This window comes from Pseudomonas sp. FG36, from assembly GCF_057809275.1.
Genome location: NZ_JBMDJQ010000039.1, coordinates 1 through 17384, shown reverse-complemented (window position 1 = coordinate 17384; position 17384 = coordinate 1). Strand labels below are relative to the sequence as shown.

The window sequence follows — 17384 nt, the reverse complement described above, 5'->3', positions numbered from 1 at the left end:
CTTGATCGACACTCCCGCTGCGGCCAGCAATCAATGGATCGGCCTTGAGCGAGGAGATGGAATGTCCCGGCAAAGCAACACACTTGTCCCCGCCACGGCCCTGCTGACCCTGTTGCGCTGGCAGGGCTGGCGTAACCTTGGCCTGCGGCTGATCAGCCCGTTGCTGTTGCTGGTGGCGTGGGAACTTGCCTCGCGCAGCGGCCTGTTGCCGCCGCGAATCATCGCCGCGCCCAGCGCCATCGGCGACACCCTCTGGCAGATGATCGTTAGCGGCGAGCTGGCCGGGCATTTGTGGGTATCCCTCAAGCGTGCCCTGAGCGGCCTGGCCATCGGGGTCAGCGTGGGCACGCTGCTGGCGTTGCTCGCAGGCCTTTCGCGGCGTGGCGAACTCGCCATCGACTCGCCGGTGCAGATGCTGCGCACCTTGCCGTTCCTGGCCATCGTGCCGCTGTTCATCCTCTGGTTCGGCGTGGGCGAAACGCCCAAGATCGCCCTGATTGCCCTGGGCACCACCTTCCCCGTGTACCTCACCCTGTTCTCCGGCATCCGTGGCGTCGACCCCAAGCTGGTGGAGGCCGGGCAGCTGTTCGGCCTGGGGCGCCTGGGGCTGGTCTGGCACGTGATCCTGCCCGGCGCGCTGCCGGCGTTTTTCGTCGGCCTGCGCTACGCCTTCGGCATCAGCTGGCTGGGCCTGGTGGTGGTCGAGCAGATCAACGCCAGCGCCGGGCTGGGCTATCTGGTCAACGACGCCCGCGACTTCATGCGCACCGACGTCATCGTCATCTGCCTGATCGTCTACAGCGTGCTGGGCCTGTCCATCGATGCCCTCGTGCGCTTGCTCGAACGCCTGGCCCTGGCCTGGCGCCCCACCTTCATAAGGAACTGATCATGGAAGTCGCACTGCAACGCCTGCGCCCGCCGGTGCGGGTGCGCGGGCTCACGCGCAGGTTCCAGGGCCACACGGTGCTCGATGGCCTGGACCTGGACCTGGCGCCCGGCGAGTTCGTCGCCTTGCTCGGCCGCAGCGGCTCGGGCAAGACCACCTTGTTGCGGGCACTGGCCGGCCTGGACCGGGTGGAGGCGGGCACGCTGGAGGTGCCCGGCGTGCATGCGGCGGTGTTCCAGGAGCCGCGGCTGATGCCCTGGAAGCGGGCCTGGTGCAACGTCCTCCTGGGCCTGAGGGGCGCCGAGCCCAAAGCGCGTGCCCTGGCGGCGCTGCGTGAAGTGGGCCTGGCGCACCGCACCGAGGCCTGGCCGGGCACCCTGTCCGGTGGCGAGGCCCAGCGCGTGTCCCTGGCCCGGGCGCTGGTGCGCGAGCCGCAATTGCTGCTGCTCGACGAGCCGTTCGCCGCGCTGGACGCCTTGACGCGCATGCGCATGCACCAGTTGATCCTCGAACTGTGGCGCACCCATCAGCCATCGGTGCTGCTGGTCACTCACGACGTTGACGAAGCCCTGCTGCTGGCCGACCGCGTGGTAGTGCTGGACGCCGGGCGCATCGCCGAGCAGATCCCGATTCGCCTGCCGCGCCACCGCGAGGTGGCCAGCCGTGGCTTCCAGGCGCTGCGCCAACACTTGCTGGCCCTGCTCGGCGTCGAAGCGCCTGCGCCCAGCCATGCCCATACCCTCGCACGGACCGCCCAACGATGAGCCTCGACTTGCATAGCGCCGACAAGACGGCCGACCTCGATTCGCCGGCCTTCGCCGACTTGCTGGCCCGCCTGAGCGACGAATTCGCCGCCAGCGCCGCCGAGCACGATCGCCAAGGCAGCTTCCCCCACGCCAACCTGCGGCGCCTGCATGAACATGGCCTGCTGGCCCTGACCGTGCCGCGCCGCCTGGGTGGCAGCGAAGCGACGTTGGCCCAGGCCCGGCGGGTGATCGCCACCGTGGCCCGGGGCGAGCCGTCCACCGCCCTGGTGCTGGTGATGCAGTACCTGCAGCACGCGCGCCTGCAACAGAACCAGGCCTGGCCCGAGCACCTGCGCCTGCGCCTGGCCCGCGAGGCGGTGGCGGACGGCGCGCTGGTCAACGCCCTGCGCGTGGAGCCTGAGCTGGGCACCCCGGCCCGGGGCGGCCTGCCGGCCACCGTCGCCCGGCGGGTGGCCGAGGGCTGGCGGATCAACGGGCGCAAGATCTACTCAACCGGCATCCCCGGCCTGACCTGGCTGGCAGTATGGGCGCGCAGCGACGAGGAAGAGCCGCGGGTCGGCACCTGGCTGGTGCATCGCGACACACCGGGCATCCGCATCGAGGAAACCTGGGACCACCTGGGCATGCGTGCCACTTGCAGCCACGACGTGATCTTCGATGATGTACTGGTGCCCGCCGAGCACGCCGTGGACATCCTCCCGGCGCGCCAGCCACGCCCGTCCGAACTCGATCACAACGGCGTGCTGTGGCTGGCCGTGCTGCTGTCGAGCATCTACGACGGCGTTGCCCGTGCCGCCCGCGACTGGCTGGTGGGCTGGCTGGCCGGGCGCACGCCGGCCAATCTCGGCGCGCCGCTGTCGAGCCTGCCGCGTTTCCAGGAACTGGTGGGGCGCATCGACGCCTTGCTGCTGTCCAACCGGGTCCTGCTCGACGCCGCCGCCGAAGGGCGCATCCCGGCGAGCGAGGCCACCCAGGTCAAGTACCTGGTCACCACCCAGGCCATCAGCGCGGTCGAATTGGCCGTCGAAGCGATCGGCAACCCGGCGCTGGCCCGGGGCAACCCGCTTGAGCGGCATTACCGCGATGTGCTGTGCAGCCGTATCCACACCCCGCAGAACGACGCGGTGCTTGGCGCCGCCGGTCGCGCGGCGTTTGCCTTGCCCAGCCGTGGTGGCCAGGCATGAGCGGCGTGCGCATCGCCAGTCAGCTGGACGCGCGGTTCAACGCATTGCTGGCCGCCGCCGTGCCAGGCGTGGAAATCCTCGCGCTGCCCAGGGGCGTGCCCCATGGGCTGCCGGACGATGTTCGGGTCCTGCTGGCCGCGCCAGACCCTGGCCTGCGTGATGCCGTTGCGCCGCCCTCGGGCTGGCCATTCGGGCTCGGTTTCGTGCAACTGGTCAGCTCCGGCATCGACTTCTTTCCCGGTTGGTTGCTCGAGCCGGTGCCCGTGGCCAGTGCCCGTGGGGTGACGGCGGACAGCCTGGCCGAATTCGCCTTGGCGGCGATGTTCGCCGCCGCCAAGCAACTGCCGCAGTTGTGGATCGACGAGCCTGGGCAATGGCAGCCACGTCCGTTGGCCTCGCTGGCCGGCAGCACCTTGGCGATCTACGGTTTCGGGCGCATCGGCCAGGCCCTGGCGCGCAAGGCCCTGGCTCTGGACATCGAGGTGATCGCCCTACGGCGCTCGGCCAGGCCGTTCGAGGTGGCCGGCGTACGGGGCGCGGCCAGCGTCGAGGAACTGTTCGCCCGCGCCGATCACCTGGTACTGGCGGCACCGGCCGACCCGTCGACCCGGCATGTCGTCGATCGCCGTAGCCTCGCTCACGCCAAGCCCGGTCTGCACCTGATCAATATCGCCCGTGGCAGCCTGGTGGACCAGGACGCCTTGCTCGATGCCCTGGACAGCGGCCAACTGGCCCTGGCCAGCCTCGATGTCACCGAGCCCGAGCCGCTGCCCACCGGGCACCGGCTGTACGGCCATCCCAAGGTCCGGCTGAGCCCCCATACCTCAGCCAACACGCCGCAGGTGTACCGCAACCTCGCCGCGCTGCTGGCGCGCAACCTCGAACATTTGCGCAGCGGACGACCGCTGGAGAACCTGCTGGCCCAAGGAGAGACCGCATGAGCGCCAGGCTGAGCCGCCTACCCACCGCCTATTCATTGCCCCGCGACGGCTACACCGTGCATCGCTGGCAGGACCCGCCCCAGCAACCGACCCACGAGGCCGAGCGCCTGCTGCGCAGGCAGCGCCTGGCCGGCTCGTTCCGCCTGTTTGCCCGGCATGGTTTCGACATGGGCGGCGCCGGCCATATCACCGTGCGCGACCCCCAGTACCCCGATCACTTCTGGGTCAATCCGGTGGGCGTGTACTTCGGCCATATCCGCGTCAGCGACCTGCTGTTGGTGAATCCTCGGGGCGAGATCGTCGAAGGGCAAGGCGCGTTGAACCTCGCCGCCTTCGCCATCCACGCGGCGCTGCACGAGGCGCGCCCGGACGTGGTGGCCGCCGCCCATGCCCATTCGTTGTACGGCAAGGCCTGGTCGAGCCTGGGACGCCTGCTCGACCCGCTGACCCAGGACGCCTGCGCCTTTCATGGCAAGCACGCGCTGTTCGACAATTTCACCGGGGTGGTGCTGGAGGCCAGCGAGGGCGCGCGCATCGCCGCCACGCTGGGGCCGGACAAGGTCGCGCTGATCTTGCAGAACCATGGCCTGCTGACCGTCGGGCGCACAGTGGAAGCGGCGGTGTGGCGCTTCATCGCCCTGGACAACGCCGCCCACGCGCAGCTACTGGCCGAGGCCGCCGGCACGCCCCGGCCGATCCCGGCGGCGGTGGCCGAGCACACGGCGCGCCAGGTCGGTACCGAGTTCGGCGGCTGGTTCAGCTTCCAGCCGTACTGGGACCGTCTGCTGCGCGACGAACCTGACTTTCTAGACTGAGTGCAAGGAGGCGCCATGAATCGCCGTCGTTTTCTGCAGTACAGCGCCCTGGGCGGGCTCGCCTGCGCGCTGCCTGGCGCCTTTGCCCGCGACTGGCAAGGGCTGACCCTGGGCGTGGCCACCTACAAGGGCGCCGCGCCGACCTTCTTCGAACAGGCCGGCATCGAGCGCCCACCGTATGGCGTGAAATACGCCGAGTTCAATGGCGGCAACCTCGGTTTCGAGGCGCTGGTCAGCGGTACCCTGGACCTGGCGCCGATGAGCGAGATCCCGCCGATCTTCGGTATCCGCAACCAGGCGCCGGTCAGGCTCATCGCCGTGCTGACCGGTGATGTCAACAACCAGGCCTTCATCGTGCCCAGGGGGTCGACGATGCAATCGCTGGCCGAGCTGCCGGGCAAGCGGGTCGGTTACATCCGCTCGACGTCGTCGCACTATCTGCTGCTGCGCGCCCTCAAGGACCAGGGCCTGACCCTGGCCGACATCCAGCCCCTGGCGCTGACGCCCCAGGATGGCTTCGCCGCGTTCCAGAACGGCAACCTGGATGTCTGGGTGACCTTTGGCTACTTCATCCAGCTGGCTGAGCTGCGCAGCGGTGCGCGGGTGCTGCGCACCGGGCAGGGCTATCTGTCGGGCAATTACGTGATCGCCGCCAACCGGCGGGCGATCGAGGATCCGCTCACGCGCGCGGCGATCGAGGACTATGTGCGCCGCGAATACCGCAGCTGGCAATGGGTGCAGCAGCACCCCGAGGCGTGGGCGGCGCGATGCGAGCAGGTGCTGGGCATCCCCCGGGAAGTATTCATTGCCCAGTACAAGGCCCAGAGCGGGCCGCGGGTGCTGCAGGCGGTGGACGATGCCGCGGTGCGTTCGCAGCAGGACGTGGCCGACACCTTCCACGCCGCCGGCGTACTGCCCCAGCGCCTGGACGTGGCGCCGTTGTGGGATCGCAGTTTCAGCTGGACCGAGTGATTCACGCGATCCCCCGCAGGGGCACGCCTGGCAAAAAGGACTTTCATGCCTCGTTCAACTCGATACGCCTGGCTACCGCTGGCACTGGCCTGCAGCACCGCGCTGGCCGATGTCGCGCCCTCGACCCGCGCCCTGCATGAGCGCCTGATCGTGCTCGACAGCCACCTGGACACGCCCATGCAACTGGCCCGGCCCGGCTGGGACATCGGGCAGCGCCACCGCTATGCCGACGATCTGTCCCAGGTCGACCTGCCGCGCATGCGCGAGGGTGGCCTGGACGGCGGATTCTTCGCCATCTTCACCCCCCAGGGTCCGCTCACGCCCGAGGGACGCACCCTGGCCAGCGAACATGGCCTGGCGGTCATCACCCGCATCCGCGACATGGTCGCCGCCCGGCCGGACGCGTTCGCTCTGGCCACGCGGGCGCAGGAGGTGCCGGCGATCGTTGCCTCAGGGCGCCGGGTGGTGCTGATCAGCATGGAAAACGCCGAACCGCTGGCGGCCGACCCCGGCCGGCTGGCCACCTACCACCGTCTGGGCTTGCGCATGCTGGGCCTGGTGCATGCGCAGAACAACGATTTCGCCGATTCGGCCACTGCCTTGCCGTATTGGCATGGGCTGAGCCCGGCCGGCCGCGAGTTGGTGCAGGCGGCCAACCGCCTGGGGATCCTGATCGATGTGTCCCATGCCTCCGATGCGGTGTTCGACCAGGTGTTGGCGTTGTCCCGTGCCCCGGTGATCGCCTCGCATTCCGGCGCCCGGGCCATCGGCCCGCATCCGCGCAATCTCGATGACGCACGTTTGCGCCAGCTTGCTGCCGGGGGCGGGGTGGTGCAGGTCAACACCTACGCCAGCGACCTGGTGCCGCGTGCGCCGAATCCTGCCCGGGACAAGGCCCTGGCGCCGCTGTACCGGGAGTTCCGCCTGGCGGCCAGCCTGCCGCCTGCACAAGTGGCGGACCTGGCCCGGCGCATACGCGAGGTCGAGGCCCTGTATCCGTTGCCGGCAACCAGCCTGGACGACTTCATGGCGCATCTGCTGCACATCCTTGACGTAGTGGGGCCACGGCATGTCGGCATTGGCGCGGATTGGGATGGTGGCGGCGGGGTGGCGGGGCTGCGCGATGTCAGCGATTTGCCGGAGATCACTGCTCGGTTGTTGGCGGCGGGGTACCACGAACGGGACCTCGCGGATATCTGGGGAGGGAACCTGTTGCGAGTGATGGGAGAGGCCCAGACCGCTGCTGCCGCGAGCTTAGGTGTTTCAAAATAATTATGCGTTTTGTGCAGCATGCAAAGCTTAAGACATTACACATTTTAATATTTGCATATGCTCAAAATGTATTTCTCTTATCCCATCCCGCTCTCTAGGATGGCTCCACATAGAGCGTTTTCGTAGCTTGATAACATCAAGCCATAACTGAAAGCGATAACCGTGGACCAGGGAGAGTGCCCGCGATGCCATTGACCAGACGACAGCTCATTGCCCGTATCGGTGTGGTTGGTGGCCTGCAGGCTGCCACGGCGGCACTGGGCCTGTTTGGCACGTCGGGGTCGGCACGGGCCAGCCAGGAGAACTACGCCGCGTTGCCAATGGCCCGTGTAGGGCAGGGCGCCACGGTCACCGTGGTCGGCGCTGGCATCGGCGGCCTGGTGGCGGCCTACGAGCTGCGCAAGGCCGGTTTCGCCGTCACCCTGCTGGAGGCCCGCGAACGGGTTGGCGGGCGCAACTGGACCGTGCGCCGGGGTGATCGGGTCGCGTTCACCGATGGCAGCGTGCAAACCGTCGCGTTCGACGAGGGTTTCTACCTCAACGCCGGCCCCGGCCGACTGCCCAGCCACCACCAGCTGATGCTCGGCTATTGCCGCGAGCTGGGAGTGGCGCTTGAGGTGCTGGTCAACACCAGCCGCAACGCCCTGGTGCGTCCCGACCTCGACCAGCCGCCGATGCAGATCCGCCAGGCGGTCAACGACAGCCGTGGGCACCTGGCCGAACTGCTGGCCAAGGCCGTCGACCGCCAGGCCCTGGACCAGGAACTGAGCCTGGACGACCGGCGCAACCTGCTGGGCTTCCTGCGCACCTGGGGCGACCTGTCGGAGAAACTCGAGTACCTGGGCTCGGCGCGCTCGGGCTACAAGGTCTGGCCCGGGGCCGGCGACCAGCAGGCCCTGCGCAACGACCCGCTGCCCCTGCGCACCTTGCTCAACCCGGCCCTGGGCACGGCACTGATGATCGACGAGTACCCGGAGTTCTCGCCGACCATGTTCCAGCCGGTGGGCGGCATGGACCGTATTCCCCTGGCCTTCCAGCGCCACCTGCAGGATGTTCTGCGCCTGGGGGCCGAAGTGGGCTCCATCCGCAACTTCGAGGATCGGGTGGAGATCGGTTACCAGCAGCAGGGTAAGCCACAGCGCATCACCAGCGACTATGCGGTGATCGCCTTGCCGCTGCCGTTGCTGGCGAAGCTCGACAGCAACTTCAGCGCCCAGGTGCGCCAGGCCATCGCCGCCGTGCAATTCGGCCATGCCAACAAGGTGGCCTGGCAGTCCCGCCGGTTCTGGGAGACCGACTACCAGATCTACGGCGGCCTGTCGTTCATCAATCAGGCGTCTTCCGGCCTGTGGTACCCCAGCGGTGGCTTCAACCAGGCCGAGGGCATTCTCGTCGCCGCCTACAACAACGGCGAGACTGCCCGCCAGTTCGCCGACAAGTCGGTCGCCGAGCAGATCGCCCTGTCGCGCCAGGCCGTGGAGCTGCTGCACCCCGGTCACGGCCACGAACTGCGCAAGCCGTTGGTGGTGGACTGGGGGCGCATACCCCACAGCCTCGGGCCGTGGATCAGCCACCCGCTGGCCGACGCCGACTACGACCTGCTCAACCAAGCCCAGGGGCGGGTGCACCTGACCAGCGACGCGCTGGCCCACAGCGGCATCGGCATCTGGCAGGAGACCGCCGCCGGCGCCGCCCGGCGGGTGGTGCGCAACCTGTGCGAGCGTGCCCAGGGCACCGCGCAGGGTCGGAAGACCACCTGAGCAATACACAACGAAAACCATCTGCCAGGTAGCGGACCTCCGAGGCTGGCGCCTACACATCAGTGGAGCTTCGCCATGCCTTTCAAGCACGCCCTTCTGGGGTTGGGGGTCCTGTTCGCCGCGGCCAGCCAGGCCGCCGATATCGAGCGCGTCCCCTCGACCTATCCCAACTCGCCGATCCTGCAGTCGGCGACCCTGCCGCCGGGCACGGCGCTGACCTTGGTCTCGGGGATCCTGCCCGACCCGGCCGACCCCAAGGCGGCCAAGGATGAGCTGCGCGCCAGTGGCGACACCGAGGCGCAGACCGTGGCGGTGCTGCGCAAGGTCGAAGCCGCCCTGGCGCCGCGCGGGCTTAGCCTGGGCGATGTGGTGCAGCTGCGGGTGTACCTGGTAGGCGACCCGCAGTTGCAGGGGCGCATGGACTTCGACGGCCTGCAGCGCGGCTTCCGCCAGTTCTTCGGCAGTGAGCGCCAGCCGTTGAAACCGACCCGCACCACGGTGCAGGTGGCCGGGCTGGTATTGCCCGGCGCCCTGATCGAAGTCGAGGCGGTCGCCGCCAAGGCCCGTTGAGCCCCCGAACCCGAGAGCGGCGGCCGGGCCATGGCCGCCACAAGGAATATCCGCAGATGCCCAAGACCTTCAAGCTTTCCCCCGTGGCCACCGCCCTGGCCCTGAGCCTGGCCGGCGAGGCCATCGCCGCCGAAGACCCGGCGCTGTCCACCGTGGTGGTGACCGGCGTGCGCGGCAGCCAGCAGCGCACCGTGACCGACAGCCCGGTGCCGGTGGACGTGATCTCCGGCGAACAACTGCGCACCAGCGGCCAGAACGGCCTCAAGGACATGCTCACGCGCCTGCTGCCCTCGTTCAACGCGCCGACCATCAACGGTGGCGGCACCGCCTTCCTGGTACGCGGCATCAGCATGCGCGGCCTGGGCGGTGACCAGGTGCTGATCCTGGTCAACGGCAAGCGCCGGCACAACACGGCGATGATCAACAACAACGCGCGGGTCGGCACGGCCGCGGTGCCGGTGGACCTGGACCTGATTCCCACCGCGGCGATCGAGCGCATCGAGGTGCTGCGTGACGGCGCGGCGGCGCAGTACGGCTCCGACGCTATCGCCGGGGTGATCAACATCATCCTCAAGCAGGACGCCGAGGGCATTACCTCCGACAGCTCCGTCGGCCAGTATTATGCCGGGGACGGCACCAGCGGCCTTGAGGCAGCCAACGCCGGCTTCGGCCTGGGCGACGGCGGTTTTCTCAACCTGTCGTTCGACGCCAAGGTACAGGAGCCCTACGACCGCGCCGGCGCCGTGCGTGGCAATTTCACCACCCTGGCCAACGGCCAGCCCGACCCGCGCCTGAGCGAACGCCATGGCTGGGGCGAGGAATACGGCCTGGGCCGCGACCGCACCTACAGCGGCGCCTACAACCTGGAACTGCCCCTGGGCGAGGAACTGAAGCTGTACTCGTTCTCCACCCTCAGCTACCGCGACGGCAAGAAGGTCCTCGGCCACCGCGCGCCCACCGACATCACCGCCACCAACTGGCTGGCCAACCCGCCTTATCCGAAGGGCGGCCAGGCCACCCGCGAAGTGGAGGAGACCGACTACCAGTTGCTTGCCGGTCTGAAGGGCCTGGCCGCCGAGTGGGATTGGGACCTGTCGACCACCTATGGCCGCGACAAGGCCAAGCTGTACACCGACAACAACCTCAACCTGTCCAACGACCCGTTGCTGAGCCAGCGCCGCTTTCACCTGACCGACGAGATCTTCGACCAGTGGACCACCAACCTGGACTTCAGCCGGGCCCTGGACATTGGCTGGAGCAGCCCGCTGGAAACCTCGTTCGGCGTCGAGTACCGCTGGGAGAAGTATCAACTCACCGAGGGCGAACCCAATTCCTACAACTATGGCGACTACGTCATCCCCAGCGGCCCGTTGGCCGGACGGCGTCCGGACCCCGGCCTGTTCTCGGTCAACGGCACCACGCCGGAGGACGCCGGGCAGATGATCCGCCATAGCGGTGCGGCCTACGTCGACTTTGGCCTCAACCTCACCCCGCAGTGGTACAGCGCCTTCGCCCTGCGCTACGAGCGCTACAACCAGGAGGTCGGAGAGACCGTCAGCGGCAAGTTCACCACCCGCTACGAATTCGCTCCGGGTTATGCGGTGCGCGCGGCGGTGAGCAATGGTTTCCGTGCGCCGTCGCTGGCGCAGAACGTGTTCTCTTCGACCAGCTCGGTAACGATTTTTGGCGCGGGCGGCAGCACCAGTACCGCACGCACCAAGCAGATGCGCCCCGGCTCGCCAGAGGCCATCGCCCTCGGCGCCCAGACCCTGGAACCGGAGAAGTCGCGCAACTACAGCCTGGGCTTCACCGCCGAGCCCACCGAGCGCCTGCGCCTGACTGCCGACTTCTACCTGATCGACATTGACGACCGCATCCTGCAGACCGGCGTGCTCACCGGGCCCGCGGTGTCGCAAATCCTGGTGGCCAACGGCCTGTCGCCTGACTTGTCCGGGCAGTACTTCGCCAATGCCGCGGACACCCGCACCAAGGGCGTCGACCTGGTGGCCGAGTACCGCCAGCCGCTCGCCGAGTACGGCACCGTGCGCTGGAGCCTGGCCTACAACCGCAACAAGACCACCATCCGTGACCTGGCCGATACTCCGGCGAGCCTGTCGAGCCTCGGCGCAGGGTACGTGCTGTTCGACCGCCAGCAGCAGATCGACCTGACCAAGGCCACGCCCAAGGACAAGTGGATCCTCAACAGCAACTACAAAGTCGACGACTGGACGGTGAACCTGACCCTCACTCGCTACGGCGAGTACACCGAAGGCTCGAATATCCCGGCCAACGACCGCACCTACGGCGCCAAGTGGATCACCGACATCGACGTGGCCTACGACCTCACCCAGAACATCACGGTGGCGCTGGGGGCCAACAACCTGTTCGACAAGTACCCGGACAAGATCGGCATCGTGCCCTGGGCCGGGACCTACGAGTACGGGATGTTCTCGCCCTATGGGCTGGGTGGGGGTTACTACTACGGCCGTGTGAGCCTGGCGTTCTGATGAGTCATTTATTCAGTGGGCGCCACATGCTGACGGGGTTGCTGTGCCTGGTGCTGGGGATCGCTCACGCGGACGAAACCCTGCGCGTCTCCAGCCAGAAGAACTCGCTGCAGGTGCTGCTGCAGGCCGCCGGCGAGCTCGACGATGTGCCGTACCCCCTGGAGTTCGCCGCCTTCGGCGCCGCCGCACCCACCGCCGAAGCCCTGGCGGCCGGCGCGGTGGATATCGGCACCCTGGGCACCGCGCCGTTCGTGTTCGCCACCGCGGCCGGCGCCGGACTCAAGACCGTCGGGGTGGTGCGCCTGCAGGTGACGCCCACGGCGGTGGCGATCGTCGTGCCCGAAGCGTCGCCGCTGAGCGACGCGGCGTCGCTGGTGGGCCGGCGCATCACCACCACCCGCGGATCCATCGGCCATTACCTGGCGCTGGCAGCGTTGCGCGCCACTGGCCACAGCGGTCGCGACGCCACATTCGTGTTTCTCCAACCAGGTGAGTCACGCAGCCTGCTGGCCAACGGCGGCGCCGACGCCTGGGCCACTTGGGACCCGTACACCAGCATGGTCCAGCTCGAAGGCGGTACGCGGGTGCTGGTCAGCGGCGAAGGCTTGTTCGCCGGCAACATGCTGCTGGTGGCCAACCCTGCGGCGATCCGCGACAAGCCAGCGCAACTGCGGGATTTCCTGCGCCGGGTTGGCCGCGCCTGGGACTGGGCCAACGCCCATGTCGAGCAGTTTTCGGCGATCCAGGCCCGCCAGAGCGGGCTGCCGCTGGAGGTGCACCTACGCTCGAACCGCTTTTCACAGCCACGCAGAGTCGCAGTGGACGACACGCTGGTCAGGGACTTGGCCGACACCGCCCGGCTGTACCAGGACGAGGGGGTGATCGGCCCGGTCTTCGTTGCCGAACAACAGGTGGACGAGCAGTTCAATGAAGCACCGGAAGTTCAGTGAAAGTTGTCCGCTTCGCGTAACTTAAGTTGTAATTTTTATAATGTTCATGCGCATTGCTGATAATGGCTGAAGTTATTCAGTAATATTTTGAAAAAAGTTTTGAGGCTAGAGAAAAACGATATTTCACAAGTGCTTGCCGCTTGTTGAAGATGGCCTGGCGACCATCGGAAGTCGCCGGTTAGCCGCCACTCACAGGTGCAGTCGAACCGTTCAGGAATAGGCGAGGGAGTGTTCATGCTGACGATTACCACGGTCGAGGAATTGACCGCCGCACAGTTAGACGATGTGATTCACGCCCGCACACTGGGCATCCTGATCAAAGGCTTCGCACCCGCCGATACCGTGGCCCTGGCCCTGGAGCGCCTGAGTCATCACGAACTGCGTGGTGCCTTCAGCGAGCAGACCGAGTTCGTGCGCCTGGGCAAGGCCTACATCGAGATCAGGGACGAGGCCAGCCGCGCCGAGTACCACGGCCAGGCCATCGCCAATATTCGCAAGATCCGCAGCGCCTTCGGCCCGCTGGCATCGCCCATCGACCATTTGCGCCTGCTGCTCGACGAGGTCTGGCCCAAAGGGGCGCGGCTGCTGGATGTGAACGGGCGCAAGTGCTTCGTCGGCATCGCCCGCTTCCAGGGCAACAACGTCGACCTCACGCCGCATACCGATGACCTGGCCCGCAATGCCCCGGCCGACCACCAGCCGCGGCTGCTCACCCAGCTGTCGACCAACATCTACCTGCAGATCCCTGAGGACGGCGGCGAGCTGGAAATCTGGAACCTGCACCCCGACGAGGCCGAGTACGAACGCCTGCGTGGCCAGCGCGCCTACGGTATCGAGCGCCACCTGCTGCCGCCACCGGACCTGGTGGTCAAGCCCGAGGCGGGTGACCTGATCTTTCTCAACCCGCGGTTGATCCACGCGGTGCGCCCCTCGGCCACCAGCACCCGGGTCACCCTCGGCGTATTCATCGGTTATTTCGGCGACGACCAGCCTTTGGCCTACTGGAGCTAAGCAACATGAGCAATGTGGAAGCGATCAACCTCAAAGCCTATTTCAACAAGGGCGGCGAAGAGCTGGACTTCACCGGCAAGCGCTGCGTGCTGGCGGTCAGCGTGGGCCAGGAATACCACGAGGAGCAGAAACTCAGCTCCACCGTGCACCTGATCAACAAATCCGGCTTCAGCCAGGTGAAGGTGGTGGTGGCCGACACCTTGCAACGCCACAACAAGCACGGCAAGTCGCCGGGCGAGGCGCTGTCGGCGTCGATTCGCGATGGTGACGCGTGGCTGGCGCGCAACCGCAAGTACCTGGCTGGATTGGAGGCGCCGGTAAGCATCAGCCGCTGGAACCAGGAGCTGGCCTCGGACCGTTACGCCGAGCTGCGCCAGCAGGTGAACCAGCTTTATCGTGAAAGCGAGGACCTGCGCGGCGCCATCGAAGCGACCATCGGCGTGTTCATCGAGCGTCTGCGCTTGCGTGACCCCGAGGCGGACCTGGAGCGCGCCGCCGCCCAGTGCCGCGAGTACATCCTTGAGGAGGTGCCGATCATCCTGCCGCAGTGGGCCGAGCAGGGGTTCGACTACGTGATCTACCCGCAGCAGATGACCGACGCCATGGCGACCGCCCGGCGCCTGCTGGTCGAGCCTCACGCGCCAGATCGCGTGCACTGGCTGCCATTGAAGTTCAAGAAACGCGGCATCCCGATTCCCTTCACCCTGCCAGGGGTGGTGCATCCGGCCTGGGCCGCCAGCGCCATTGCCATCTGACCTTTAGCCTCGCAGGCCCCACGCCACACGGACGATGGCCTTCACACTGAAATCCGGAACAGGAGTTTCCATGGGCGTTTTTGCGCAACAGCAACGCAAATGGTGGGCTTTGCTCGGTGTGAGCATCGCCAGTTTTCTCGGCTGCGTCGACTTCACCATCGTCAACACCGCGCTGCCGGCGTTGCAGGCCGACCTCGGCGCCTCGGTGGGCAGCCTGCAATGGGTGATCAACGGCTTCATCCTGGCATTGTCCAGCAGCATGGTGCTGGTGGGCAGGCTGGCCGACCTGAAAGGCCGCCGGCGGGTACTCAACCTCGGGCTCACGGTCTTCGGGCTGGCCTCGCTGGCGGCAGGGCTGGCCAGCACCATCGATACGCTGGTGACCGCGCGGATCGCCCAGGGCCTGGCCTGCGCGGTGCTGTACACCGCGTCGGGGGCGATCGTCGCGGGCACCTTCGCCAGCGAGGAACAGGGCAAGGCGTTCGGCGTGCTGTTCGGTGTCAATGGCATCGGCCTGGCGGTGGGGCCGGTGTTGGGCGGGCTGATTACCAGCGCCTTCGGCTGGCAATGGATTTTCCTGGTCAACGTGCCGTTCGTGCTGCTCAGCCTGGCGATCATTGCCGTGGCGGCGGACGAGTCGCGGGCTGGCGAGGACGGCGCGCGGCTCGACTGGCTGGGGGCGACGTTACTGCTGCTGGGTTTGCCGAGCCTGGTGCTGGCCATCGTCCAGGGCGCGGACTGGGGCTGGACCTCGGCCAATACCCTGGGCCTGCTGGGCGTGGCGCTGCTTGCCCTGCTGGCCTTCGTCGCGGTCGAGTTGCGGGTCGCCGCGCCGATCATCGACCTGCGCCTGTTCGCCAACCGCCGTTTCGTCGCGGCGGTCACCGCCAGCTTCGGCCTGGCGGTGTTCTATTGCGTGGCGTTCTTCGTGATGCCGTTGTACCTGGCGTTGATCCGTGGTGAGAGCGTGCAGGCCAGCGGCCTGCTGTTGCTGCCGACCACCCTCGGCGTGGCGTTGCTGTCGCCGTGGGTGGGGCGCCTGGTGGACCGCAAGGGCCCGGCATTGCTGGTGCAGGCGGGGCTGTTGCTGTTCGTGCTGTCCGCCGTGCTGCAGGCGGCATTCAGTGAGCAGACTTCGTTGCTGCACCTGCTCGGCGCCTTCGTGGTGATGGGACTGGGCTGGGCGTGCATCCTCGGGCCTTCGACGGTGCTGGGGATCTCCTCGGTGCCGCAGCAGGTGAGTTCGGTGGCCATGGGCTCGCTGATGACCCTGCACAATGTCGGCGGTGGGCTCGGCCTGGCGGTCGGGGTGGGGCTGTACCGGGCGGTGGCGGCCGATACCTTGTCCGGCGCCACGGGCGTACCTGCGCAGACCGCTTGGCTGGCCAGGGCGGCGGCGGCGCCGGAACAGGGCGCGGCCCTGCTGGGCGAGCACCTGGGGCAGGGCAGCGACGTCCTGCAGGGCTGGGTGCATGCCGCGTTTCTCGACGGCTACCAGGCGTTGATGGTGTTCCTCGCCGTCAGTCTGTTGCTGGTCTGGGGCGCGGTGACCCTGCTGCTGCGCACGACAAAAGCGCCGGTGCCTGTCCAGGAGCCCAGCCATGGCAAGGCGTGACGGCCGCCTGCGACTGGGGGCTTTTCTCTCCGGCGCCGGCGCCCACGCCGGCAGTTGGCGACACCCGCAGGCCGACGCCGATGCCTCGATCAACTTCGAGCGCTATCGACAGTACGCCCAGACCCTCGAGCGCGGCTGTTTCGACGCGCTGTTCCTGAATGACAACGTCGCCGTCGGCGAGCTGGATCCACGGGTGCTGCGCAGCAGCGCCTATAGCCTGCGCTGGGACCCACTGACCCTGCTGCCGGCACTGGCGGTGGTGACCCGCCACCTTGGCTTGATCGCCACCGCCAACACCAGCTTCAACGAACCGTACAACATCGCCCGCACCTTCGCGTCCCTCGATCACCTGTCCGCTGGTCGTGCCGGCTGGAACCTGGTCACCGGATTGATCGGCGGCGAGAACTTCAACCACGCGGCGCACGTGTCCCATGCCGATCGCTATGCCCGTGCCGGGGAGTTCTTCGACGTGGTCACCGGTCTTTGGGACAGCTGGGCGGACGATGCCTTTCCGCTGGACAAGGCCTCCGGCACCTGGCTGGAGCCCGCGCGGATGCGGGTGCTCGACCACCAGGGCGAGCATTTTCGCGTGCGTGGCCCGTTGAATGCACCACGGCCGTTGCAGGGTTGGCCGGTGATCGCCCAGGCCGGCTCCTCTGAAGCCGGAAGAGCGTTGGCGGCGCGCAGCGCCGAACTGGTGTTCACCGCCCAGCAGACCTTGACCGAAGGCCGGGCATTCTATGCGGACATCCACCAGCGCCTGGCCCTGGCCGGTCGGCCGCCGCAATCATTGCTGGTGTTTCCGGGCCTGGCGCCCGTGGTGGGGCGCACGGCAAGCGAAGCGCAGGAGAAGCACGAGCAACTGCAGGCGCTGGTGGATCCGGAGGCGGCGCTCAAGGCCCTGTCGTTCCTGCTGGATATCGGCATCGACCTGGAGCGGCTGCCTGCGGATGCCCCGGTTGTGCTGCCGGACCCGCTGCCACTGACCGAGCGGCACAAGAGCCGCCAGCAGCTGGTGGTGGACCTGATCCGCCGCGAACGGCCCACCGCCAGGCAACTGCTGGCCCGTCTCGGTGCCGGCGGACACCGGCTGCTGGTGGGCACACCCGGGCAGATCGTCGAGGAGATGGCCTGTTGGTTCGAGGAAGGGGCGGCGGATGGCTTCAACCTGCTGTTCACCCATCTGCCGGGCGGGCTGGATGATTTTGTCGGCCAGGTGGTGCCGGAGTTGCAGCGGGTGGGGTTGTTCCGGCGCGAGTATGAGGGGCGTACGTTGCGGGAGAACCTGGGGTTGCGGTATGTGCCGAACCGGCATTTTTCCAACTGAGCATGGTACTTGTGGGAGCGGGCTTGCCCCGCGATAGCTTTAGCGCCATCGC

The 17384-nt window shown here is 67.6% G+C and carries 15 protein-coding genes; all 15 read left to right on the top strand.

Annotation, left to right across the window (positions count from 1 at the left end):
• Positions 1-61: 61 nt before the first annotated feature.
• The 15 genes from ACODS9_RS22770 to ACODS9_RS22700 all read left to right on the top strand — a co-directional run bounded on the left by ACODS9_RS22770 (position 62) and on the right by ACODS9_RS22700 (position 17332).
• Entirely contained in the window at positions 62-886 is an 825-nt protein-coding gene (locus ACODS9_RS22770) for an ABC transporter permease (RefSeq protein WP_401108803.1), read from the top strand.
• A gap of 2 nt (positions 887-888) precedes the next feature.
• The gene (locus ACODS9_RS22765; RefSeq protein ID WP_489094804.1) at positions 889-1650 is read left to right on the top strand and encodes an ABC transporter ATP-binding protein; all 762 of its coding nucleotides are present in this window, start codon (positions 889-891) and stop codon (positions 1648-1650) included.
• Positions 1647-2837: an acyl-CoA dehydrogenase family protein gene (locus ACODS9_RS22760; RefSeq protein WP_489094803.1), complete on the top strand. Its 1191-nt coding sequence runs from the start codon at positions 1647-1649 to the stop codon at positions 2835-2837. Before ACODS9_RS22765 ends, ACODS9_RS22760 begins: the two co-directional genes overlap by 4 nt.
• A complete protein-coding gene (locus ACODS9_RS22755; RefSeq protein WP_489094802.1) occupies positions 2834-3778 on the top strand; it encodes an NAD(P)-dependent oxidoreductase in 945 nt (314 codons plus the stop codon). Before ACODS9_RS22760 ends, ACODS9_RS22755 begins: the two co-directional genes overlap by 4 nt.
• Complete coding sequence (locus ACODS9_RS22750; RefSeq protein WP_489094801.1) at positions 3775-4593, top strand: class II aldolase/adducin family protein; 819 nt, start codon at positions 3775-3777, stop codon at positions 4591-4593. Before ACODS9_RS22755 ends, ACODS9_RS22750 begins: the two co-directional genes overlap by 4 nt.
• 15 nt (positions 4594-4608) lie before the next feature.
• Positions 4609-5565, top strand: coding sequence for an ABC transporter substrate-binding protein (locus ACODS9_RS22745; protein WP_489094800.1), 957 nt, complete (start codon positions 4609-4611; stop codon positions 5563-5565).
• 45 nt (positions 5566-5610) lie between these two features.
• Positions 5611-6837 (top strand): dipeptidase, encoded by a 1227-nt coding sequence (locus ACODS9_RS22740; RefSeq protein WP_489094799.1) that lies wholly within the window; start codon positions 5611-5613, stop codon positions 6835-6837.
• A 185-nt stretch (positions 6838-7022) separates the two neighbouring features.
• Positions 7023-8597 (top strand): flavin monoamine oxidase family protein, encoded by a 1575-nt coding sequence (locus ACODS9_RS22735; protein WP_489094798.1) that lies wholly within the window; start codon positions 7023-7025, stop codon positions 8595-8597.
• 75 nt (positions 8598-8672) lie between these two features.
• Entirely contained in the window at positions 8673-9167 is a 495-nt protein-coding gene (locus ACODS9_RS22730) for a RidA family protein (protein WP_489094797.1), read from the top strand.
• A gap of 56 nt (positions 9168-9223) precedes the next feature.
• Positions 9224-11674 carry a TonB-dependent receptor plug domain-containing protein gene (locus ACODS9_RS22725; protein ID WP_489094796.1) on the top strand — a complete coding sequence of 817 codons (2451 nt, stop codon included), beginning with the start codon at positions 9224-9226 and terminating at the stop codon, positions 11672-11674.
• Positions 11674-12624, top strand: coding sequence for an aliphatic sulfonate ABC transporter substrate-binding protein (locus ACODS9_RS22720; protein WP_489094795.1), 951 nt, complete (start codon positions 11674-11676; stop codon positions 12622-12624). Before ACODS9_RS22725 ends, ACODS9_RS22720 begins: the two co-directional genes overlap by 1 nt.
• A gap of 234 nt (positions 12625-12858) precedes the next feature.
• Positions 12859-13635, top strand: a complete 777-nt coding sequence (locus ACODS9_RS22715) for a 2OG-Fe(II) oxygenase (RefSeq protein WP_046857791.1) — start codon at positions 12859-12861, stop codon at positions 13633-13635.
• A gap of 5 nt (positions 13636-13640) precedes the next feature.
• Positions 13641-14390: a tRNA-dependent cyclodipeptide synthase gene (locus ACODS9_RS22710; RefSeq protein ID WP_046855617.1), complete on the top strand. Its 750-nt coding sequence runs from the start codon at positions 13641-13643 to the stop codon at positions 14388-14390.
• 70 nt (positions 14391-14460) lie between these two features.
• Positions 14461-16005, top strand: coding sequence for an MFS transporter (locus ACODS9_RS22705; protein ID WP_489094794.1), 1545 nt, complete (start codon positions 14461-14463; stop codon positions 16003-16005).
• A complete protein-coding gene (locus ACODS9_RS22700) occupies positions 15992-17332 on the top strand; it encodes an LLM class flavin-dependent oxidoreductase (RefSeq protein ID WP_489094793.1) in 1341 nt (446 codons plus the stop codon). Before ACODS9_RS22705 ends, ACODS9_RS22700 begins: the two co-directional genes overlap by 14 nt.
• The last annotated feature ends 52 nt before the right edge of the window (positions 17333-17384 follow it).